This is a genomic window from Nocardioides zhouii (assembly GCF_004137345.1).
Lineage (GTDB): Bacteria > Actinomycetota > Actinomycetes > Propionibacteriales > Nocardioidaceae > Nocardioides > Nocardioides zhouii.
The window spans coordinates 79,633-99,022 of sequence record NZ_SDWV01000013.1; the positions used below are offsets into that span (position 1 = coordinate 79,633).

A 19,390-nucleotide genomic window follows, 5' to 3' on the forward strand; every position below is an offset into this window, starting at 1 on the left:
CCGTCGAACCCTAGACGCGGAGACCGAGATCTCGCGCTGCAAGCGCGTCCATTGCACCCCTTTGAGGCGAACTCGCCACACGCGCCCGACGATGCGGACCGCTGATGCTGTCGATTTCGCGTCGACCCGTCCGTCAGAGTGGTGGAGGCGGCCGCAGGGGCCGCCCGGACGGAGGAGTCTCCATGACGATGTACGCCATCTACTTCATGCAGCAGTGGGTCGGGGACCACCCCGCGGAGTGGTACCAGACCCGCGTGGAGCCCTCCACGGCCGTCGTCGCCGACATGGAGACGGCAGGGGTGCTGGTGTTCGCCGGCGGTCTCGTGGAGGACATGGAGCTCGCCTTCAGCGCCGACGGCACCAGCGGGGAGATGGTGGTCACCGACGGCCCCTACACCGAGGTGACCGAGTACCTCGGCGGCATCACGATCATCAGCGTGCCGACCATCGAGGAGGCGCGGGAATGGGCCGCGAGGGTCGCCGAGGGCTGCGGGTGGCCGCAGGAGGTCCGCGAGATCAAGTAGCCGGTCTCGATACGCCCACCGAGGTCACTGGGCCACCCAGTCGGTGAAGCTGCGCGGGTCGCCGAGCCAGTCCCGGGCGGTGTCCTTGCCGTTGGGGCGGGTGCCGGCGACACGTACGGCGACGCGGACCTCGGCCGGGGAGCCGAGGGCGTCGCGCGAGATCCGCATCCGGACCTGCTCCGCGTCGTAGTCCACCTTCATCCGGTACGACCCCTCGACCGGCTCGCCCCACTTCGAGGTGGCGAAGCCGTCGGTGGTGAGCAGGATGTAGTCAGTGCCGACGAAGTAGCCGCCCGAGAGGACGTACTCCGGGCCGGTGTCCGCCGGGTCGGTGTCGAGGAAGACCGCGCCCGACGAGCCGGTGAGGTAGGACTCCTGCAGGTCGGTGTGCGTCGTGGTCACGACCACGTTGCGCGCTCCGTGCTCGACGACCACGGAGCGGAGGTCGACGCCGTGGCCGAGGTCCTGCGGGTCCTCTACGCCGATGCCGTCGGCGTTCGCCGGGAGCTGGGTCAGGGCGAGGGCGGCGATCGACAGGGTCGCGGCGCTCAGGATGGTCGTACGCATGGAAGTCATCACGATCTGAAGACGCAAGACCGTTGCCGTTGGTTGCATCTCCTGCGCCCGCGTCTGACATGATCCCTCTCTCGATGCAACACCCGACGACCGAGGAGGGACGTGGCCTCCTCGCGGAGCACCTTCCTGACGATCGCTTCCTGGCTCGTGCACGCCTACACGGCCTCGGGCTTCGTGCTGGCGTTCCTCGCCGTCGTGGCGGTGATGGAGGGCGACACCACCCGGTGCCTCTGGCTCTTCCTGGCCACCATGGTCGTCGACGGCACCGACGGCATGCTCGCGCGCTGGGTCGGGGTGAAGGAGCACGTCCCCTGGTTCGACGGGGCCCTGCTGGACAACATCGTCGACTACCTGACGTACGCCTTCATCCCGATGGTGCTGCTGTGGAGCACGGGATACCTGGGCGAGGGTGCCTCGGCGACCGTGCTGGCCGTCGTGCCGCTGCTCGCGTCGGCGTACCAGTTCTGCCGGGTCGACGCGAAGACCGACGACCACCTGTTCCTCGGCTTCCCGAGCTACTGGAACATCGCCGCGTTCTACATCTACGTGCTGGACCTGTCGCCGGCGGCCGCCGCGGCCGTGCTGCTGGTGTGCGCGGTGCTCGTCTTCGTGCCGATCGGGTACGTCTACCCCTCACGCACCACCACCCTGCAGGCGCCCACCCTCGTGCTGACCTGCCTCTGGCTGGTCAGCTACGCCGTGATCCTCTGGCAGGCGCCCGACCCGAGCGCGGTCTGGCTCGCACTCTCGGTGGCCTACATCGGCTACTACGTCGCCCTGAGCCTCTACCTGACGGCACGGCGCGGTCGCGCCACCGCGTCAGTCGCCTGACGACTGCCCGACCCGGAGGCGTACGCCGACCACCTCGCCGAGCTCGATCCCCTCGGCCCGGCGCACCGCGGCCTTCACGGGCAGGAACCAGGTCTCCTCGCGCGGGAACATCGACGTCGTGAAGTCGGTCCCGCCGATCCGGGCGCGCACCGGGACGACGCCCCAGTAGGCGACCTCGGCCTTCACCTCGTCGACCAGGTCGGCCTCGTCGGGCGGGAGCGGGACGAAGTAGTAGGGCGCGGGACCGCGCCACTCCACCAGCTCGCCGCTGAACTCGATCTCCAGGCCGGTCTCCATGCCCCTCAAGATCGCACAACCAGGAGAGCGGGCGGGAGCTCTCGCTCCCGCCCGCTCCTTCCACCGCGCCCCTGTTGCGCGGTGGCTCCCCCCTGGAGGGTCTATGTCAGCCTCGGGTCAGTGCCTCACCCGAGGGCCGCCACGGCGGCCACGACGTCGACCAGGCCGTAGCCCTTGTCGTACGACGTGGTGCCGAGGGGGCCGGCCGTGTAGGCGGCCCCGTTCGTGTACTTGTAGGCCGAGACCTTCAGCGCCCGCTCGATGTCGGCCGGGGTCGCCGAGGGCTTGGCCTGGAAGAGCTGCGCGACGATGCCCGCGATGTGCGGGGCAGCCATCGACGTGCCGCTGATCGTGTTGAACGTACCGATGTCGAGCGGGCCGGGGCCGTTGCGCGGGTCGAGTCCGGTCGAGCAGATCGCGAGGTAGAGCCGGCAGGACGAGGTGATGTTCTCCCCCGGCGCCGAGATGTCGGGCCAGGTGGAGGCGTCGGACGTCAGGCCGCGCGAGCTGTAGTCGGACACGGTGCCGTCGCGGGTGCCGGTGTCCTGGTCGAAGAACGACGCCACCGAGAGGATGCCGCCGGTCGGGTCCTGGCCGGGCGGGTTGGTCAGGCTCTCCGAGCCGTCTCCGCCGTCGTTGCCGGCGGCCCACACGGTGACCACGCCGGCCGCGGCGAGCGCGCGCTGGAGCTTGACGGTGGCCGACTCGGGGTCGAACGACCCGCCGCCGGTGGGGCCGTAGGAGTTGTTGGTGACCTTGATCGGCGGGCAGGTCGAGGCCGGGATGCCGGCACCGCACGGGGCGGCGTGGTTCTCCAGCACCCAGTTGAGCGCCGAGTCGGCACCGAGGATGACGATGCCGGCGCCGGTCGAGATCGAGACCAGCTTGGCGCCGGGCGCTGCGCCCTGGAGCTTGCCGCCGTCGGTCAGCGTGGTGGGCCGGCCGGCGACGATGCCGTTGACGTGGGTGCCGTGGCCGCCGAGCGACAGGGTGTCGGTGTCGACGAAGTTGGGCAGCCGCTGGACCGAGCAGGTCTCGGTCAGCGGCTCGCACAGCGCCTTGAGGTTGGCCACGACGGCAGACGAGCCGTCGGCCTCCTTGAAGTAGGGGTGGGTCGGGTCGACGCCGGAGTCGATGACCGCGACGCTGACGCCCTTGCCCGTGAGCGGGCTGCCGTCGGCGCCGGTGAGCGTCGAGGCCGCCTCGGCACCGCGGGTGGCGGTGTTCGACGTCTCCTGGAAGAACTCGATCGGCTGCGCGCCGCCCTCGACGTACGTCACGCCGCTCTGGGTGCGGACCGCGGCGATCTGCGCCGTCGTGGCGTTGGCGACGACCACGCCGATCGAGCGGTACTCGCCCTTCTTGGCCATGCCCGTGGCGGTGACGGCCTGGCGGGCGGCGGTGATGGAGGTGCCGTGCACCAGCACGGTCGTCTTCCCGGTCAGGGTGGTCAGCTGGCCGGCCAGGAAGTCGGAGACGTTGGCCTGCGGGGTGCTCTGGACTGCCGCCGTGGCGGTGCCGCCGACGCCGAAGGTCGCCGTGGCGGCGAGGATGCTCGCCGTGCAGGCGAGAAGGGGCTTGAGTCGCACGTGGGTCCTCCCGAGGTGTGGAGTGGGTTGACCGGTCAACGACGCAACGTGCGTCAGGTCACGCAGGTGGCCAGCCCCTGTTCGGAGCCCGTACACGTCCGGATTGGGTGGCATGGGGATGATGGGTGCATGACCGAGCTCCCGCGCAAGGCCGCCGCCCGTACGGCACGCCTCGCGGCGCTGCCACTGGGGTACGCCGGCCGGCAGGCGATGGGCCTCGGCAAGCGCCTCGGCGGCCGTCCCGCCGACGCGGTGCTGAGCGAGGTGCAGCAGCGCACGGCCGAGCAGCTCTTCCGCACGCTGGGCGAGCTCAAGGGCGGCGCGATGAAGTTCGGCCAGGCCCTGAGCGTGCTCGAGTCCGCGCTCCCCGAGGAGCTCGCCGCGCCCTACCGCGAGCACCTCACCGCGCTCCAGGACTCCGCCCCGCCGATGCCCACGGCGACCGTACGCCAGCAGCTGACCACGCACCTCGGTGCCGACTGGCGCACGCGGCTGGTGTGGCTCGACGGCGCACCCACCGCAGCCGCGTCGATCGGTCAGGTCCACCGCGGCCGGTGGCTCGACCACACGGACGGCGGCGGCGAGCGCGACGTCGCGGTCAAGGTGCAGTACCCCGGCGCCGGCGAGGCCCTGATGAGCGACCTGCGCCAGATCGCCCGGGTCGCGCGGGGCGTGGCGCCGGTCTTCCCCGGCATCGACATCAAGCCGCTCGTCGCCGAGCTCCAGGCGCGCGCCGCCGACGAGCTCGACTACACCCTCGAGGCCGAGGCCCAGTCGGCGTACGCCGAAGCCTTCGCCGACCACCCCGACATCGTCGTTCCGGGCGTCGTGGCCGTCGGCGGTGAGGTGCTGGTGACCGAGTGGATGGACTCCGCCCACTCCTTGGCTCACGTCATCCGCGAGGGCACGCAGGAGGAGCGCGACCACTACGGCGAGCTGTTCGTACGCTTCCTGTTCGAGGGACCGCGCCGGACCGGCATGCTGCACGCCGACCCGCACCCCGGGAACTTCCGGGTGATCCCGGCCCCCGACGGCGGTCTCGGCCGGCTGGGCGTGCTCGACTTCGGGGCCGTCGCCCGGCTCCCCCACGGACAGCTCCCCGAGGCGATGGGCCGGCTGATCCGCATCGCGCTGGACTCCGACCAGGACTCGCTCGTCGCCGGGCTGCGCGCCGAGGGCTTCATCAAGGAGCGCATCGAGGTCGACCCGGCGATGCTGCTCACCTACCTCGCCCCCTTCGTCGAGCCGGCCGCGGTCGAGCGCTTCGCCTTCACCCGCGAGTGGATGCGCGAGCAGTTCGAGCGGATCAACGACCCCCGCGCCGAGACGTTCACGCTGGCCACCAAGCTCAACCTGCCGACGTCGTACCTCCTCATCCACCGCACCTGGATCGGCTCCCTCGGCCTGCTCAGCCAGCTCGGGTCGACGGTCCCGTTCCGGGAGATCCTCGAGGAGTCCCTGCCGGGGTTCGGCGACGCCTGAGGTTCTCCCCCGCCCGGGGTAGTCCAGTGAGTTCTGGCTATCCCGCCCGGGTAGTCCAGTGAGATATGGCTGCCGGATGGGCTCCCGGACGACCGAAGGTCACTGGACTACGCCGGCCTCCACCTGACGCGCAAGCAGCACGAACGCCGCCGCGGCGAGGGCCACCGCCGCCATGAGCGGCCAGAGCAGGTCGGGCGCGGCGGCGTACACGGCGGTGCCGATGGGCGCGGCGAGAAGCGTGCCGCTGGTGGCGGCGCCGGTGTAGAGGCCCTGGTACTGGCCGACGAGGTGGTCGGGCGCTTGGTCGAGCACGTGGGCGGTCGCCGTCGTCTTGTAGAGGATCTCCCCGGCGGTGAGCACGACCATCGCCGCGCACACCGTCGCCACCGAGACCGGCAGCGCGAACATCGCCGTGCCGACACCCACGAGCGCATAGCCGAGGGCGATGACGCCGTACGCCCCTCGGCCGTGCAGCCACTGGGTCACGGGGATCTCGAGGGCCAGGATCACGGCGGAGCCGAGGGCGATGACCAGGGCGTAGAGCCAGATCGGCTGGCCCGCGTCACGGAGGTACAGCGGGAGGGTCGAGTAGAGCTGGCGGTAGACGAGGTCGACGAGCACGACGCCGACGAGCAGCACGAGGAGCCCGCGGTCGGCCCGGACCGAGCGCCACAGGCCGTGGCCCGGCGCACGTGTCGTCACCGCCTCCGCGTCTGCGGGCAGCACCCGGCTCAGCACGAGCCGGACGAGCACGACCGAGAGCCCGTCGACGACGAAGAGCGCGTCATAGCTCCACGCCACCAGAAGGGCCCCCAGCGGCGGCCCGATCACGAACCCCGCGTTGGACGCGGCGCGATGGACCGCGACCGCCGTACGCCGCTGGCCGCGCGGCACCGCAAGCGCGGACAGCGCGCCGGCGGAGAGGGAGCCGGTGGCCAGCAGGTACGCCGCAACGGGGAGAAGACCGGCCAGGGCCCACGTCGGCACCAGCGGCACGACGGCGAGCAGGGAGCCACCGATCGTGGAGGCCGCGAGGAGGACCCGTCGGTGGCCGAACCGGTCACCCCAGCGGCCTCCGGTGAAGTTGCCGGCCAGGGCGCCGACGCCCACCGCGCCGGCCAGGAGGCCCGCCGTCGCCGTCGCGACGTCGCGCGGTCCGGTGAGGTAGAGCGTGAGGAAGAGCATCGTGAACGACGCCGCCGACGAGACGAACCTCGCCGCCGCCAGCGCCCACACGACGCGGGGCAGGTCTCGCAGGTCCACGGGCGAGACCCTGCCAGATCAGCGCGCGCGGGTGCGACGATGGCGCGCATGGACGCAGCCACCCCAGCCGAGCGGGCACTGGCCCGCTGGCACGCCGTCGTCGAGAGCCGCGACCCGGCGGGCCTCCCTGCGCTGATCGCCGAGGAAGCGGTCTTCCGCAGCCCGGCCGTGCACACGCCGCAGGTCGGCCGCGACACCGTCGTGGGCTACCTGACCGCCGCGTTCACGGTGCTCGGTCCCGCGCTGACGTACGAGCGCGAGTGGCTCGGCGACGACTCGGCGGTGCTGCAGTTCCGCACGGAGGTCGGCGGTCTCGACGTCTCGGGCGTCGACATGATCACGTGGGACGCGGGCGGGCAGATCGTCGACTTCACCGTGATGGTCCGCCCGGCCAAGGCGCTCCAGGTCGTCATCGAGCACATGGGCGCCGAGCTGCTGCGGATGCTCGAGGCCGCCGGGCCGTAGGCTCTCAGACCCAGAAGCCCCGACCGCCGCCGTAGACGTCGCCGAAGTGTTCGCGGTACGACGTGCCGGGGCCGCGGGAGCCGAGGTAGGACCCGACCACCGCGGCGCCGAGGTCGTCGAGCTCGGGGCTCACCATCCGGCCGTCGACGCGCCGCGCCATCGAGTCGATGAAGCGGGCCAGTCCGGGGTCCTCGCCGAGGCGGAAGAACGTCACCTGAGCGCCCAGGCGCGCCGCCGCGTCGAGCTCGCGCACCGAGTGGGCGATCGTCAGCGGGTGCGGCGGGTAGGAGAACCAGACCTCACCGTCCGGCTCGAGGTGCGCGGTCGGCTCGCCGTCGGTGACGATGAGCAGCACCGGCTGCGCGTTGGGGTGCTTGCGGAAGAACCGGTTCGCGAGGAGCAGGCCGTGGTGGAGGTTGGTGCCCTTGTCCCAGCGCGCATCCAGCCCGGTGAGCTCCTCGACCTCCATCACCTGGGCATGCCGGCCGAAGGCGATGAGCTGCAGGTCGTCGCCGCGGAAGCGGGAGCGCACCAGCTGGTGGAGGGCGAGTGCAGTGCGCTTCATCGGCACCCAGCGCCCGTCCATCGCCATCGAGAACGACGTGTCAACGAGCAGCGCGACGGCCGCCTGGGTGCGCGCCTCGGTCTCGACGACCTCGATGTCGTCGACCTGGATCCGCACCGGTGAGGCGCCCCCGCGCAGCACCGCGTTCGTGATCGTGCGCGACACGTCCCAGGGCTCGGTGTCGCCGAACGCCCACCGCCGGCTCGCGCCCGACGGTTCGCCGGCCAGCCCGGTCGTACGCGTCTCGCGGGCGCCGGAGCGGCCGCTCATCCGGTCCGCCACGTCGCGCAGCAGCGCCTTGCCGAGCTGGCGCATGGCCTTGGGCGAGAGCCGGAGCTCGCCGTCGGACCCGCGCTTGAGGTAGCCGCTGTCGCGCAGCGCGCGCTCGAGCTCCTGGAGGGTCTTGGCGGCGACCGCAGCCTCCGGGCCGAGCTGGCCGGCGAGCGCGTCGAGGTCGACGTCGTCGAGCCGCGCCCCCTGGTAGGACTGGGAGATCTGGTCGGAGAGCTGGTCGAGCTGCGCGAGATCCGCGAGTGCGCCGGTTCCGTCACCCAGGCCCATGCCCTGCTCCCCCTCGAAGCTCTCGGACCCCGACCAGTCTTCGCCGGGACGCAGCGCCTGGAGGTTGGCGTCCATCCGCGCGAGCTGCTCCATCAGCTGCGGCGACCCGAAGGCCTGCTGGGAGAGCTCCATCAGCTCGCGGCGCTGCTCCTCGGTCATCGAGTTGAGCATCCGCTGGGCCGCGGCGGCGCGCTGCGCGAGCGAGTCGAGCAGCTCGTCCATGTCCTGGGGGTTGTCGGGGAAGAAGTCGCCGTGCTTGTCCATGAACGCGGCGAAGGCCTCGTCGGTGTCCTCCCCCGCCGCGTGCTTCTCGAGGAGGTCGTTGAGGTCGGCGAGCATCTCCGCGACGGCGGCCCGGTCCTCCTCGGTCGCGCCCTCGAGCGCCTGCTTCATCCCGGCGAGGCGCTGGTCGAGCAGCTCGCGCCCGAGCAGGTCCTTGATCTCCTCATAGGCCTCGCGGGCCTCCGAGGACTGCCAGTCGTACGACGCCAGCTCGCTGACCGCGGCGGCGGTCGATGGCGACCCCCCTTGCGGCCACGCAGAGTCCAGTACCATCTCGCGGAAGTCACGGTCCTCGTCGGACATCGTGATGTCGCGGGCGAGCTGGCCGCGCTCGGCGAGCACGGCCTTGTCGAGCAGCTCGCGGACCTCCTGCATCGTGCCGTCGAGGTTGTTGCGCTGCAGGATGTCGCGCCGGCGCTGGGCGAGCTGGCGCTGCAGCTCGTCGAGCCCGGCCTGGTCGTTGCTCCCTCGCCGCAGGAACTCGCGCATCGCGTGCTCGGGCGAGTAGCCGGCCATCACGTCCTGCCCGATGGCGTCGAGCGCACCGGCGAGGTCGACCGGCGGCGCGAGCGGGTCGCCGCCGTCGTACCGCTGGAAGCGGCTCATCGTCCGACCAGCTGCTTCCGCATCCAGACGTCGTCCGGCCACGGGTCGCGGTCCGGAGTCCGCTCGACCTCCTCGAAGCCGTGCGAGCGGTAGAAGGCGAAGGCCTGCTCGTTGCCGTCGACCACCTCGAGCCACAGCTCGTCGCCCTCGACGAGCGCCTCGACCTCGCCGAGCAGCCGGCGCCCGATGCCGAGGCCCTGGTGGTCGGGGTGGACGTAGAGCTTCCACATCACCTCGCGGTCGCCGGTGACGTGCGGGAAGTCGCGGTAGGACCGCGCGAGGCGCCCGAAGTTGGCGAGCGCCACGACCTGCCCGTCGTGCTCGGCGACGAGGTGGGCGTTGCGCTCCAGCGACGTCGCGAACACCTCGGGCGTCCACCACTCGTCGAGCATCTTCTGGGCGTACGCCGCATCGATCGGGCCGTACGTCGGCGGCACAACGGCGTGCCCGATCGCGACGAAGGCCGGGATGTCGTCCGCAGTGCCCAGCCGCACGAGGACATCAGCCATAGACGGTCTCACCGGCGTCGGTGTCCTTGCCGATCTTGCGGGCCAGGTAGAGCCCCTCGAGGGCGAGCTCGAGGGCGGCGGCGCGCTCGCCGTCGTTGGTCGCGCCGAGCCGGTCGCACACCGCGTCGTAGAGGTCGGACTCCCCCAGCACCGGCAGGCCGGCGAGGAAGTCGCGCGCGCCGACGCGGGCACCGGTGCTCACCATGGCGCCGGCCTCGATGGCGTCCACGAGCAGGCGCAGGTCGATGCCGGCGAGGTGGGCGCGCACGGTCTCGGCGACGGCGGTGCGGAGCAGGTGGGTGAGCACCTCGGCCTCGCGGCCCTCCTCGCCCGTCTCGAACTCGATCTTGCCGCCGAGCACGTCGACGGCGGTCTCGAGGTCGACGACTCGCGCCACGGCCTCGTCCTCGCCCTGGGTGGTGGCCCGGTGCAGCGCGGCGGCGGCGATGGTCTCGGCACCGGCGATGGCGAAGCGGGCGCTGACGCCCGAGCGCTGGTCGACGGCCTGAGACTCACGCAGGTTGCGGGTGAAGCGGGCGAGCACCTCGAGGAGGTACGCCGGCACCGCGGCGACGAGGTCGGCCTCCTGCTCGATGACCGCGATCTCCTCCTCCACCTCGCGCGGGTAGTGGGTGCGGATCTCGGCGCCGAAGCGGTCCTTGAGCGGGGTGATGATCCGGCCGCGGTTGGTGTAGTCCTCGGGGTTGGCGCTGGCAACCACGAGCACGTCGAGCGGCAGCCGGAGGAGGTAGCCGCGGATCTGGATGTCGCGCTCCTCCATCACGTTGAGCATCGCGACCTGGATCCGCTCGGCGAGGTCGGGGAGCTCGTTGATCGCGACGATGCCGCGGTGGCTGCGCGGGATCAGCCCGAAGTGGATGGTCTCCGGATCGCCGAGGTGGCGGCCCTCCGCCACCTTCATCGGGTCGACGTCGCCGATCAGGTCGGCGACCGACGTGTCCGGAGTCGCCAGCTTCTCGGCGTACCTCTCGTCGCGGTGCTTCCACGAGATGCGCAGGTCGTCGCCGTACGTCGCCGCCGCATGCTGGGACGTGACGGTGACCGGGTCGTACGGGTGCTCGCCGATCTCGGAGCCGGAGATCACCGGCGTCCACTCGTCGAGGAGTCCGACCAGCGACCGGAGCAACCGGGTCTTGCCCTGGCCGCGCTCGCCGAGCAGCACGATGTCGTGGCCGGCGAGCAGCGCGCGCTCGACCTGCGGGATGACGGTCTCGGAGAAGCCGTGCAGCCCCGGCCACGGGTCCTCGCCGGCGCGGAGCTTGGCGAGCAGGTTGTCGCGCAGCTCCTGGCGGAGCGTACGGAGCTCGTGGCCGCTGTCGCGGAGCTGGCCGAGGGTGCTGGCTGCGGGGTGCTCGTTCACGCCTTCCACGCTAGACCGGTGCGTCAACGTCGAGTGCGCTCGAAGCCGCCAAATGGCGGTTCAACGGGTCTCCGGCAGGGCAGGATGGCGGCATGGCCTCCATCTGGCTCCTGATGTTCGTCGTCCTGATCGGCGTGGCCTTCTGGGCCGGCCGCCTGTCCGCCGGCGCCGGGGCCGCCCCGCCCGTCGTCGCCCCCGCTGCGCCGCGCGCCCTGGCCGAGCGGGACACCTTCATCGAACAGCTGCGTGAGCTGGCCTGGCAGCACCGCGACGTCTCGCCCGAGCTCTCGACGATCATCATCGACGAGATCACGACCCATCACCGCCGCCTGTCCAGCGGCCCCGACGCCTGAGGATCCCGATGTCGACCACCGCGAACAAGATCGCCAACCGCGCCGGCGCTGTGAAGAAGGCCACCGGCGGGTTCCTCCTGCTGGTCGTCCTCGCGGTCGCCGTGCTCATCTTCGTCCGCCCGACCACCGTCTCGACCGGTCCCGACCAGGTCGCGCTGCACTACAGCGACGGCGCCTTCACGCCGCGCCGGTTCAAGGACTGCGTGTCGAGCTCGACGCGTGCCTGGGACGGCCCCGGCGACAAGCACTACTCGTACCCCAAGAGCCAGCGCAACTACGTGTTCGGCGAGGGCGGCGACCGGCCGATGGTGACGTTCGTCAGCAAGGACGGCATCGAGATGAGCGTCGACGGCGTCGCGGCATTCCTGCTCAACACCGACTGCAAGACGCTCCAGAAGTTCCACGACCTCATCGGCAACCGCTACGCCGCCTACATGGACTCCACCGACGGGAACGGCTCGGCCGGATGGCTGCAGATGCTGAGCGTCTACATCAGCCGGCCGCTGGAGACCGCGATCGACCGGGCCAGCCAGAACTACACCTACACCGAGCTCTACACCGACCCAGGCGTCAAGGCGCAGTGGGAGCAGGAGGTGCTGGCGCAGATGCCCGAGCTCGTGGGTCGGCAGATTGACGGCGACGAGGAGTTCTTCACCGACTTCGCGATCACCCTGCAGAAGCCGGTGCCGCCGGAGCAGGTCAAGGCCGCGCTGGTCGCCCAGCAGGAGGCCGTGGCCCGCGCCAAGGCCAAGGAGGCCGAGGCTGCCGCCCAGGTGAAGGCAGCGCAGGCGCAGATCGAGGTCGAGAAGGCCGAGGCCGCCAAGATCGCCGAGCGGATCAAGGTGCTGGGCCAGGAGGGCTACCTCAAGCAGTACGCCATCGACCACGGCCTCAACCCCTACCAGCCGACGACCGGCGGGCTGATCACCGACTCCACGCCCTAGGGCACAGCCCGTTCGGGACCTTCGACCCTGCCCGCGCGTTCCGCAGACGGGGAGGCTGGGAGTCCAGCCGAAGGAGGCCCCCATGCCCATGACCCACGACCTGTCCCGCGAGGACTGCTCGCGCCTGCTCACCGCGGGCGTCGCCGGCCGCGTGGCAATCGGCACGCCCACCGGCCCGCACATCATCCCGGTCAACTACGCGGTCGACGGCGAGCCCGGGCATGAGTCGGTCCTGCTCCGGACCACGGCGTACAGCCTGCTCGGGACATACGGCCGCGATGCCCAGGCCTGCTTCGAGGTCGACCAGTTCGACTACGAGCGCAAGCGCGGCTGGAGCGTGGTGGTCCGGGGGCGCGCGACCTTCGTCGACGACCACGAGGAGCTGCGCGAGATCGCCCGCACCTGGCAGCCCCGCCCGTGGGCTGAGGGCCAGCGCAACCTCGTCGTACGCATCCCGTGGACCGAGGTCACCGGTCGACAGCTGGGCGGCGGCTGGGACCCGTGGGAGCACCTGCCCGTGCGCCGCACGGCCTAGGGACACACTGTGGGGGTGACGCCCACCTCAACCGCCCTCGGAGCCGAGGCACGCTCGCTGCTCGAGGCGGTGACCGCGATCTCCAGCGACCTCGACCTCGCCAGCGTGCTGACCCGCATCGTGGAGGCGGCGACGGAGCTGACCGGTGCCCGCTACGGCGCGCTGGGGGTGCTCGGCGTCGACGGCGACGAGCTCGTCGAGTTCGTCACCACCGGCCTCGACGACCGGACGCGGGCCCTGATCGGCGACCTGCCGCGCGGGCACGGAATCCTCGGCGTGATCATCGACGACCCCTCCGGCCTCCGGCTCGCCGACCTGTCGGCACATCCGTCCTCGGTGGGGTTCCCGCCGAACCACCCTCCGATGACCTCGTTCCTCGGGATGCCGGTGCGGATCCGGGGCACGGTCTTCGGCAACCTCTACCTCACCGAGAAGGCCGGGGGCGGTCCGTTCACGGAGGCCGACGAGGGCCTCGTCGAGGAGCTGGCCCGCACGGCCGGGTACGTCATCAGCAACGCCCGGTCATTCGCGCTCAGCGAGCGGCGGCGGCAGTGGCTCGAGGCGTCGGCCGAGCTCGCCGAGGCCCTGCAGCCGCCCGTCCAGCTGTCCACCGCGTTGGACCGGATCGTCTCCACGGCGCGTCAGGTGTCCCGCGCCAGCGCGGTGGCCCTCTGGTCGTCGCTGGGACCGGACCACGACACGGTCAGCCTGGCGCCCGACGCCGACGACGAGCACGTCCTCGCCTGCCTGGCACAGGCGCGTCGTACGGAGCACGGGCCGGGCGGCGCCGTGACCACGCAGCTCGTCGACGGCGGGACCGTCGTCGTCGTCCCGCTGCGCTCCCACCTCGCTCCGGTCACCGCGCTCGTCGCCGTGGTGCCGACCGGGTCCGGACTGCTGGACGTCCAGGACCGCGACCTCTTCGCCGGCTTCGGCGACCAGGTCGCGCTGTCGCTCGACCGCACCCAGGCGCTCGCCGACCGCCAGGAGCTCGCCCTGATCTCTGACCGCGAGCGGATCGCCCGCGACCTCCACGACATCGTCATCCAGCGGCTCTTCGCCACGGGACTCCAGCTCCAGGGAGTGGCGGCGATGGCCGGCGACGGGGCCGTGACCGACCGGCTCGACCGTTCGGTGGCCGACCTGGACGACACCATCAAGGCCATCCGGGGCACGATCTTCGAGCTCCAGGACCGTCGCGGCGACACGCTGCGCGCCGGCGTCCGCAACCTCGTCAAGGAGTACGTCCCGGTGCTGGGGTTCACCCCGGTGGTCCGGACCTCCGGACCGCTCGACACCGTCGTGCCGGCGGCCCTGGGGGCGCAGCTGCTGGCGGTGCTCCGCGAGGCGATCTCCAACGTCGCCCGGCACGCCCTCGCCGACGGCGCGGAGGTCGACGTGGTCGTGAGCTCCGACCTGCTGGAGCTGCGCGTCGCGGACGACGGCATCGGCCTGCCCGCGTCGGTCAGCGAGAGCGGGCTGCGCAACGCCCGACGTCGCGCCGACGACCTCGGCGGCACCCTGGAGGTCTCGCCTGTCGGCGAGCGCGGCACCGTCCTGGTCTGGCGCGTGCCGCTGCGCTGACTGGCCGCCCCGCGCGCAGGAAAGCCCGACGCCGTGGAGGCGTCGGGCTTCCGGGGTCTGCTGGTCACCGCAGGACGGGGTGTTGCTCCACCACGTCCATGCGGTTCCACCAGTGACCCAGCCCCCACGTGCTGCCGGCCGCGCCCAGGGCGAGGACCGTCATCACGATGATGCCGACGAGGTGAGCGTCGACGAGCGGGTTGTTCTCCAGCGGGAGCGACGCGGCGTACATGAACGCGTACATCAGCGCGCCTGCCGCAGTGCCGAACCGCATGGCCACCCCGAGGAGCAGGGTCACGCCGATGCCGAGCAGGCCGAGCATGAACAGCCAGTCGATCGCGGCGCTTCCGACTAGGGCGTTGAAGAAGCCCTTGAACGGGTTGTCGGCAGGAACGGCGAAGGACAGGAAGCCCTCGGTCGGGCTGGCGCCGTTGATCCACGCCGCCGGGCCGAAGCGGTCCAGGGCACCCTCCTGGTCGTAGCCGGTGTGGAAGCCGAGGGCGAGGGTCTTGTCGAGGAAGGCCCACAAGAAGGTGATTCCGAAGGCGATCCGCAGGGTGGCCAGGGCCCGGGCGAACCAGGTGCCTCGGTCGTGGTCGGCCGAAGCCTGCACTGCGTGGGTCTCGTCGCTGTGACGGTGGATGACGCTCATCGTCATCCCCTCCTTCTGTGGTGTGTGTGTTCTTGCTGGGTCACCACCAGAGTCGCGCGGATCGAGAGCGGCCGTCAGGGCCGCCGGTCACCGATCAAGCGGGACTTAGGTCCCCCCGGGTCCCAGCAGCTTCGAGGCGAGGACGGCCGCCTGCGTACGTCGCTCGAGGCCGAGCTTGGCCAGGATGCTCGAGACGTAGTTCTTGACGGTCTTCTCGGCGAGGAACATCTTCTCGGCGATCTGCCGGTTCGTGAGCCCCTCGGCGATGTGGCCGAGCAGGACCCGTTCCCGATCGGTCAGCGACGACAGCTCGTCCGGCGTGCCGGGGCCGTTCCGGATCCGGTCGAGCACGGTCGCCGTCATGGTCGGATCGATCAGCGACTTGCCGGCCGCGACGTGCCGCACGGCGGTGACCAGGTCGGAGCTGCGGATCTCCTTGAGGACGTAGCCCGACGCACCGGCCATGATCGCCGCGAACAGCGCCTCGTCGTCGTCGTACGACGTCAGGATCAACGCGTTGATCGAGGAGTCCACCGACCGCACCGCGCGGCACACCTCGATGCCCGAGCCGTCGGGCAGGCGCGCGTCGAGGACGGCGACGTCCGGGCGCAGCGCGGGGATCCGGGCCGTCGCCTCGACCGCACTGGCGGACTCGCCCACCACCTCGATGTCGTCCTGCTGCTCGAGCAGGAACCGCAGGCCCTCCCGTACGACGTCGTGGTCATCGAGCAGGTACACGCGGATCGGGTCGGCCATGGGCCCATTCCACCAGACCCGGACCCGAGCGACCGGTCTGGACCGTGGTTCCCGCGACCCGGATCGGGAGCACACTGGAGGGAATCGACGGGGGCCACCACTCAACCCCCTGGAGGCGCGTCATGCCCCTCGCCAAGCGCACGGTCGCGATGATGCTCCCGGTCCCCGACGTCGACCGAGCCCGCAGCTTCTATGCCGAGTCCCTCGGGCTCGACTACACCGGCACCAACGACGAGGGCAGCGCGATGTTCGCGCTGGACGGCGGCGCGACGCTCATGCTGCTGCCCCGCCCCGGCAGCACTCCCTCCGAGAGCACTGCGATGAGCTTCGAGGTCGACGACATCGATGCGGAGATCCAGGAGCTCGAGCACCACGGAGTGGTCTTCGAGGACTACGACCTGCCCGACCTCACGACCGTCGACCACGTCGCCGTGATGGGCGGCGAGAAGGCCGCCTGGTTCAAGGACCCGGCCGGCAACGTGCTCTGCCTGCACCAGCAGGCCTGACCCGGCACGAGCTCAGACGTCGGTCGCGCCGTCGATCGACTGGCGGATCAGGTCGGCGTGCCCGGCGTGACGGGCGTACTCCTCGACCATGTGCACCAGCACCCAGCGCACGGTCGCGGTGTCGCCCTTCGCCGGGTCGCGCGGGCGCGCGACCGGCCGGTCGAGCTCGGGGTCGGCGGTGAGCGCCTCGTCGAGGCACGCGTCCGAACGGACGATGGCGTCGGCCAGCAGCGCGTCGAGCTCGGCGTGCGGCGCCCCGGCGGCGGAGTGCCAGTCCCAGTCGGCGTCGTCGTCCCAGGGGGCGGTGTCCCACGGCGGGGATGGCTCGCGGGCCAGGAGGTTGTAGGAGAACCAGTAGTCCTCGACGAAGGCGAGGTGCTTGAGCATCCCGCCGAGCGTGAGGTCGCTGGGGCCGAGCGTCTGGTCGAGCTGCTCGTCGGTGAGGCCGGAGGCCTGCAACCGGATCGTGCCCCGGAAGTGGTCGAGGTAGGACCGCAGCATCCCGACCTCGGTGTTGCGGAAGGACGGCTCGGGCCGCTCGATCGTCATGGCCGCGAACCTAGCGCCGCCGCGACCGACCCCACCACCGCATTGACCAGCCGACCGACGGACCGAACGCACTCCGCCCCCACCGCGGCGAGCGCGACAAGGGCGGCGTTGCGACCTGTTCGGTCCGTCGGTCGGCGTGCGTCAGAGGGTCGGGCCCTCGCCGCGCAGCTTGTCGACCTCGGCCATCGCGTCGCGCAGCTGGCCGAGCCACTCGTCGGCGTGCTCGCCGACCAGCCGGACCGACCAGGCGAGCGCATCGGACCGCGACCGCGCGACGCCGGCGTCGACGAGGGTGTCGAGCACCTGCCGCTCGGGCTGGCGCAGCCGCGTCATCACCGGCGCGGCGACGTGGGTGAAGAGTGCCTCGACCTCGCCGAGCCGTACGCCCCACGACACCTTGCGCTGGTAGCGCGCCTGCGCCTCGAGGGCGATCTCGATGCGCTCGGCCTTCGTCTCGGCGCGGAACCGGCCGATCCGGCCCTCCGCCGCGGCGCCGTCGGCACCGTCTGCCTGGCTCTCGCTCAGCGTGCCGAGGACAGTGATCTCCTCGCGGTCCGTACGGACCTCGATCTCGCTGAACCAGCCGTCGGGCAGCCGCCCGCGGAACCAGTCCGTCGCATCGTCGGCGGGCGGGAGGTCGGCGACCTGCCAGCCCCCGCGACGGCCGCGACCCTCGGGTCCGCCGCGCTCGCCGCCACGGTCTCCGCGGCGCTCGCCACGGCCTCGGCCGCGTCCTTCGCCGCGTCCGCTGCGGCCTTCTTCGTTGTCTTCTCGGGTCATCATGTTCCTTCTCCTTCGTGCTGTGCTTACATGATTACACCCTTACAACGCTGCATTCAAGGAGGATGTTCCCCGCCCTAGGCTGTGGCCCGTGCCTCCCCTCCAGTCGAGCTGTCCGTGCGGATCCGGGGCGACGTACGACGCGTGCTGCGGGCCGCTGCTGGCGAACACCGCGCAGGCGACCTCGCCGGAGCAGCTGATGCGCTCGCGCTACACCGCGCACGCGACCGGCGACGCCGACCACCTGTTCCGCACCTGGCACCCGCGCACCCGCCCCGACGACATCGACCTCGACCCGGCCACCCGGTGGACGGGGCTCCGGATCGTCTCCGCCGAGGGAGACACGGTCGAGTTCGTGGCAACCTCGGAGACCGGGCGGATGCACGAGGTGAGCCGCTTCGAGCAGCGGGCCGGCCGCTGGGTCTACGTCGACGGCGTCCGACGCCCGACCTGACCGACCTGACCGATCTGACCGATCTGACCGATCTGGTCGACCCTGTCGCTCGGCGGCCACGTCCCCCACACTGGGCGGGTGACCGACCTCCTCTCGTTCGCCGACGACCAAGGTGTCGAGACCGTCCCCGGTGGTGCCGTGCTGATCGAGGAGGGAGCGCACCCCGGGCGGATGCTGGTGCTCGCCGCCGGCGAGGTCGTCGTGGAGCACGACGGCGTCGCCTTCGCGAGGATCGACACCCCTGGCGCCGTCTTCGGTGAGATGTCCGCGGTCCTCGCCATCCCCGCCACGGCCACCGTGCGTGCCGTCGGCGACGTACGGGTGCACGTCGTGGACGACCCGCTGGCCTTCCTCTCCGACCGGCCGGGTGCGGCCCTCGCGGTGCTGCGGACGACAGCAACGCGACTGGACGGCCTGACGCACTACCTCGTCGACGTCAAGCGGCAGTACGCCGACGCCGGCGACCACCTCGGCATGGTCGACCAGATCCTCGACACGCTCGTGCACCACCAGGCCCCGCGCGCACGGACGGGGTCGTCACGCGACCCCGAGGGAGACCACCACTCCCACTGAGCGGCATGCCGAGCGCTGGTCGCTCAGGCCAGGCTGATCGTCTCGGACTCGAAGACCCCGAACCACGCGGCGGTCATCGCGTCGGTGTCCAGGGTGATGTGCGCCGGCACCTTGCCGATCTGCTTGCCGGCATTGAAGACCCGGGTCCTGCCCAACCGGGCGTGCCAGGTCCCGCCGGCGATCCACGGCGCCTGGTGGATGTGGCCGCAGAGCACGATGTCGGGCTGGTGCTCGGCGATCCACGAGGCGAGCTCCTCGTCGGGGAAGGTCCGTCGCCCGTCGTCGCACAACGGTGTGCCCGCCGGAGGGGCGTGGTAGAGCCACACCCAGCGCGCGGGCCGGTCCACCGCTGCTGCGGCGAGCTGGGCGGAGACCTCCTCGCGGGTGACCGGCCCGTCCCACCACGGGCACACGGTGAACCTCGTGTCCCCGATGTCGACGCTTGCTCCGTCGACGTGCAGCGACCCGTGCACCGGCCTCCGCAGCCAGCCGGCCACCTGCTCGCCGTGGCTTCCCGGACCGTCGAGGTCGTGGTTGCCCGAGGCCGCGAGCACGGTGGTCCGGTCCGCGAGCAGACCGAGGTACTTCGCGAGCACGACGGTCTGCATCTCGTGCGGCACCGCGCTGACGACGTCGGCGAGGTCGCCGACGATCGCCACGGCGTCGACCTGTTCGGAGGCGGTGACGAGCCAGTCGTAGTGAGGGAGCCGGTAGTGCAGGTCCGAGACGACAAGGATCCGCATGCGGCACATCCTCGCGCACCCTCGGCGTCG

The 19,390-nt window shown here is 71.6% G+C and carries 23 protein-coding genes; 11 read left to right on the forward strand and 12 right to left on the reverse strand.

Annotation, left to right across the window (positions count from 1 at the left end; translation table 11 throughout):
* Positions 1-182 precede the first annotated feature (182 nt).
* A complete protein-coding gene (locus EUA94_RS13695) occupies positions 183-524 on the forward strand; it encodes a YciI family protein (RefSeq protein WP_129427442.1) in 342 nt (113 codons plus the stop codon).
* Between the two features lie 24 nt (positions 525-548).
* Here EUA94_RS13695 and EUA94_RS13700 read toward each other — a convergent pair whose 3' ends face one another.
* The gene (locus EUA94_RS13700; protein ID WP_129427443.1) at positions 549-1,091 is read right to left on the reverse strand and encodes a hypothetical protein; all 543 of its coding nucleotides are present in this window, start codon (positions 1,089-1,091) and stop codon (positions 549-551) included.
* Between the two features lie 111 nt (positions 1,092-1,202).
* Between EUA94_RS13700 and EUA94_RS13705 the strand changes: the two genes are divergently transcribed.
* Entirely contained in the window at positions 1,203-1,931 is a 729-nt protein-coding gene (locus EUA94_RS13705) for a CDP-alcohol phosphatidyltransferase family protein (protein WP_129427444.1), read from the forward strand.
* Here the strand turns inward: EUA94_RS13705 and EUA94_RS13710 are convergent.
* On the reverse strand, positions 1,920-2,228 hold the full coding sequence (locus EUA94_RS13710) for a DUF1905 domain-containing protein (protein ID WP_242494866.1): 309 nt from the start codon (positions 2,226-2,228) through the stop codon (positions 1,920-1,922). The genes EUA94_RS13705 and EUA94_RS13710 overlap by 12 nt on opposite strands.
* Positions 2,229-2,353: 125 nt before the next feature.
* Positions 2,354-3,817 (reverse strand): S8 family serine peptidase, encoded by a 1,464-nt coding sequence (locus EUA94_RS13715; protein ID WP_242494867.1) that lies wholly within the window; start codon positions 3,815-3,817, stop codon positions 2,354-2,356.
* A gap of 129 nt (positions 3,818-3,946) precedes the next feature.
* Between EUA94_RS13715 and EUA94_RS13720 the strand changes: the two genes are divergently transcribed.
* Positions 3,947-5,299 (forward strand): ABC1 kinase family protein, encoded by a 1,353-nt coding sequence (locus tag EUA94_RS13720; protein ID WP_129427446.1) that lies wholly within the window; start codon positions 3,947-3,949, stop codon positions 5,297-5,299.
* A 99-nt stretch (positions 5,300-5,398) separates the two neighbouring features.
* Here EUA94_RS13720 and EUA94_RS13725 read toward each other — a convergent pair whose 3' ends face one another.
* The gene (locus EUA94_RS13725) at positions 5,399-6,562 is read right to left on the reverse strand and encodes an MFS transporter (protein ID WP_207210551.1); all 1,164 of its coding nucleotides are present in this window, start codon (positions 6,560-6,562) and stop codon (positions 5,399-5,401) included.
* Positions 6,563-6,610: 48 nt separating this feature from the next.
* On the opposite strand from EUA94_RS13725, the gene EUA94_RS13730 reads away from it, so the two are divergent.
* Positions 6,611-7,027 (forward strand): nuclear transport factor 2 family protein, encoded by a 417-nt coding sequence (locus EUA94_RS13730; RefSeq protein ID WP_129427447.1) that lies wholly within the window; start codon positions 6,611-6,613, stop codon positions 7,025-7,027.
* Positions 7,028-7,031: 4 nt separating this feature from the next.
* Here the strand turns inward: EUA94_RS13730 and EUA94_RS13735 are convergent, their stop codons facing one another.
* Genes EUA94_RS13735 through EUA94_RS13745 form a run of 3 tightly spaced genes read right to left on the reverse strand, consistent with a single transcriptional unit; the run spans position 7,032 to position 10,931 of the window.
* The gene (locus EUA94_RS13735; RefSeq protein WP_129427448.1) at positions 7,032-9,041 is read right to left on the reverse strand and encodes a vWA domain-containing protein; all 2,010 of its coding nucleotides are present in this window, start codon (positions 9,039-9,041) and stop codon (positions 7,032-7,034) included.
* The gene (locus EUA94_RS13740; protein WP_129427449.1) at positions 9,038-9,550 is read right to left on the reverse strand and encodes a GNAT family N-acetyltransferase; all 513 of its coding nucleotides are present in this window, start codon (positions 9,548-9,550) and stop codon (positions 9,038-9,040) included. The genes EUA94_RS13735 and EUA94_RS13740 overlap by 4 nt, the downstream gene beginning before the upstream one ends.
* Positions 9,543-10,931 carry a P-loop NTPase family protein gene (locus EUA94_RS13745; protein WP_129427450.1) on the reverse strand — a complete coding sequence of 463 codons (1,389 nt, stop codon included), beginning with the start codon at positions 10,929-10,931 and terminating at the stop codon, positions 9,543-9,545. Before EUA94_RS13745 ends, EUA94_RS13740 begins: the two co-directional genes overlap by 8 nt.
* A 92-nt stretch (positions 10,932-11,023) precedes the next feature.
* On the opposite strand from EUA94_RS13745, the gene EUA94_RS13750 reads away from it, so the two are divergent.
* The 4 genes from EUA94_RS13750 (at position 11,024) to EUA94_RS13765 (ending at position 14,347) form a co-directional block, all read left to right on the forward strand.
* Entirely contained in the window at positions 11,024-11,284 is a 261-nt protein-coding gene (locus EUA94_RS13750) for a hypothetical protein (RefSeq protein WP_129427451.1), read from the forward strand.
* A gap of 8 nt (positions 11,285-11,292) precedes the next feature.
* Positions 11,293-12,228, forward strand: a complete 936-nt coding sequence (locus tag EUA94_RS13755; RefSeq protein ID WP_129427452.1) for an SPFH domain-containing protein — start codon at positions 11,293-11,295, stop codon at positions 12,226-12,228.
* Between the two features lie 82 nt (positions 12,229-12,310).
* Complete coding sequence (locus EUA94_RS13760; RefSeq protein WP_129427453.1) at positions 12,311-12,763, forward strand: pyridoxamine 5'-phosphate oxidase family protein; 453 nt, start codon at positions 12,311-12,313, stop codon at positions 12,761-12,763.
* A gap of 15 nt (positions 12,764-12,778) precedes the next feature.
* Positions 12,779-14,347 (forward strand): GAF domain-containing sensor histidine kinase, encoded by a 1,569-nt coding sequence (locus EUA94_RS13765; RefSeq protein WP_165356894.1) that lies wholly within the window; start codon positions 12,779-12,781, stop codon positions 14,345-14,347.
* Between the two features lie 64 nt (positions 14,348-14,411).
* Here the strand turns inward: EUA94_RS13765 and EUA94_RS13770 are convergent, their stop codons facing one another.
* Both EUA94_RS13770 and EUA94_RS13775 read right to left on the reverse strand, forming a co-directional pair.
* Positions 14,412-14,999 (reverse strand): hypothetical protein, encoded by a 588-nt coding sequence (locus EUA94_RS13770; RefSeq protein ID WP_129427455.1) that lies wholly within the window; start codon positions 14,997-14,999, stop codon positions 14,412-14,414.
* Between the two features lie 105 nt (positions 15,000-15,104).
* On the reverse strand, positions 15,105-15,755 hold the full coding sequence (locus EUA94_RS13775; protein ID WP_129427456.1) for a response regulator: 651 nt from the start codon (positions 15,753-15,755) through the stop codon (positions 15,105-15,107).
* Between the two features lie 122 nt (positions 15,756-15,877).
* Here EUA94_RS13775 and EUA94_RS13780 point away from each other — a divergent pair, with 122 nt between their 5' ends.
* Positions 15,878-16,261 (forward strand): VOC family protein, encoded by a 384-nt coding sequence (locus EUA94_RS13780; protein WP_129427457.1) that lies wholly within the window; start codon positions 15,878-15,880, stop codon positions 16,259-16,261.
* 12 nt (positions 16,262-16,273) lie between these two features.
* Here EUA94_RS13780 and EUA94_RS13785 read toward each other — a convergent pair whose 3' ends face one another.
* Positions 16,274-16,810, reverse strand: a complete 537-nt coding sequence (locus EUA94_RS13785) for a DinB family protein (RefSeq protein WP_129427458.1) — start codon at positions 16,808-16,810, stop codon at positions 16,274-16,276.
* Positions 16,811-16,951: 141 nt separating this feature from the next.
* Entirely contained in the window at positions 16,952-17,593 is a 642-nt protein-coding gene (locus EUA94_RS13790) for a hypothetical protein (RefSeq protein WP_277986115.1), read from the reverse strand.
* An 88-nt stretch (positions 17,594-17,681) separates the two neighbouring features.
* Between EUA94_RS13790 and EUA94_RS13795 the strand changes: the two genes are divergently transcribed.
* Together EUA94_RS13795 and EUA94_RS13800 are read left to right on the forward strand one after the other, a co-directional pair.
* Complete coding sequence (locus EUA94_RS13795; RefSeq protein WP_129427459.1) at positions 17,682-18,044, forward strand: YchJ family protein; 363 nt, start codon at positions 17,682-17,684, stop codon at positions 18,042-18,044.
* Positions 18,045-18,122: 78 nt separating this feature from the next.
* Entirely contained in the window at positions 18,123-18,617 is a 495-nt protein-coding gene (locus EUA94_RS13800) for a Crp/Fnr family transcriptional regulator (RefSeq protein ID WP_165356895.1), read from the forward strand.
* Between the two features lie 23 nt (positions 18,618-18,640).
* Here the strand turns inward: EUA94_RS13800 and EUA94_RS13805 are convergent, their stop codons facing one another.
* Positions 18,641-19,360 carry a metallophosphoesterase family protein gene (locus tag EUA94_RS13805; RefSeq protein WP_165356896.1) on the reverse strand — a complete coding sequence of 240 codons (720 nt, stop codon included), beginning with the start codon at positions 19,358-19,360 and terminating at the stop codon, positions 18,641-18,643.
* Positions 19,361-19,390 lie beyond the last annotated feature (30 nt).

Coding starts and splice junctions, on each gene's coding strand:
- EUA94_RS13695 (WP_129427442.1), top strand. CDS start 183: ATGACGATGTACGCCATCTACTTCATGCAGCAGTGGGTCGGGGACCAC.
- EUA94_RS13700 (WP_129427443.1), bottom strand. CDS start 1,091: ATGCGTACGACCATCCTGAGCGCCGCGACCCTGTCGATCGCCGCCCTC.
- EUA94_RS13710 (WP_242494866.1), bottom strand. CDS start 2,228: ATGGAGACCGGCCTGGAGATCGAGTTCAGCGGCGAGCTGGTGGAGTGG.
- EUA94_RS13720 (WP_129427446.1), top strand. CDS start 3,947: ATGACCGAGCTCCCGCGCAAGGCCGCCGCCCGTACGGCACGCCTCGCG.
- EUA94_RS13730 (WP_129427447.1), top strand. CDS start 6,611: ATGGACGCAGCCACCCCAGCCGAGCGGGCACTGGCCCGCTGGCACGCC.
- EUA94_RS13735 (WP_129427448.1), bottom strand. CDS start 9,041: ATGAGCCGCTTCCAGCGGTACGACGGCGGCGACCCGCTCGCGCCGCCG.
- EUA94_RS13740 (WP_129427449.1), bottom strand. CDS start 9,550: ATGGCTGATGTCCTCGTGCGGCTGGGCACTGCGGACGACATCCCGGCC.
- EUA94_RS13750 (WP_129427451.1), top strand. CDS start 11,024: ATGGCCTCCATCTGGCTCCTGATGTTCGTCGTCCTGATCGGCGTGGCC.
- EUA94_RS13755 (WP_129427452.1), top strand. CDS start 11,293: ATGTCGACCACCGCGAACAAGATCGCCAACCGCGCCGGCGCTGTGAAG.
- EUA94_RS13760 (WP_129427453.1), top strand. CDS start 12,311: ATGCCCATGACCCACGACCTGTCCCGCGAGGACTGCTCGCGCCTGCTC.
- EUA94_RS13770 (WP_129427455.1), bottom strand. CDS start 14,999: ATGAGCGTCATCCACCGTCACAGCGACGAGACCCACGCAGTGCAGGCT.
- EUA94_RS13775 (WP_129427456.1), bottom strand. CDS start 15,755: ATGGCCGACCCGATCCGCGTGTACCTGCTCGATGACCACGACGTCGTA.
- EUA94_RS13780 (WP_129427457.1), top strand. CDS start 15,878: ATGCCCCTCGCCAAGCGCACGGTCGCGATGATGCTCCCGGTCCCCGAC.
- EUA94_RS13785 (WP_129427458.1), bottom strand. CDS start 16,810: ATGACGATCGAGCGGCCCGAGCCGTCCTTCCGCAACACCGAGGTCGGG.
- EUA94_RS13790 (WP_277986115.1), bottom strand. CDS start 17,593: ATGATGACCCGAGAAGACAACGAAGAAGGCCGCAGCGGACGCGGCGAA.
- EUA94_RS13805 (WP_165356896.1), bottom strand. CDS start 19,360: ATGCGGATCCTTGTCGTCTCGGACCTGCACTACCGGCTCCCTCACTAC.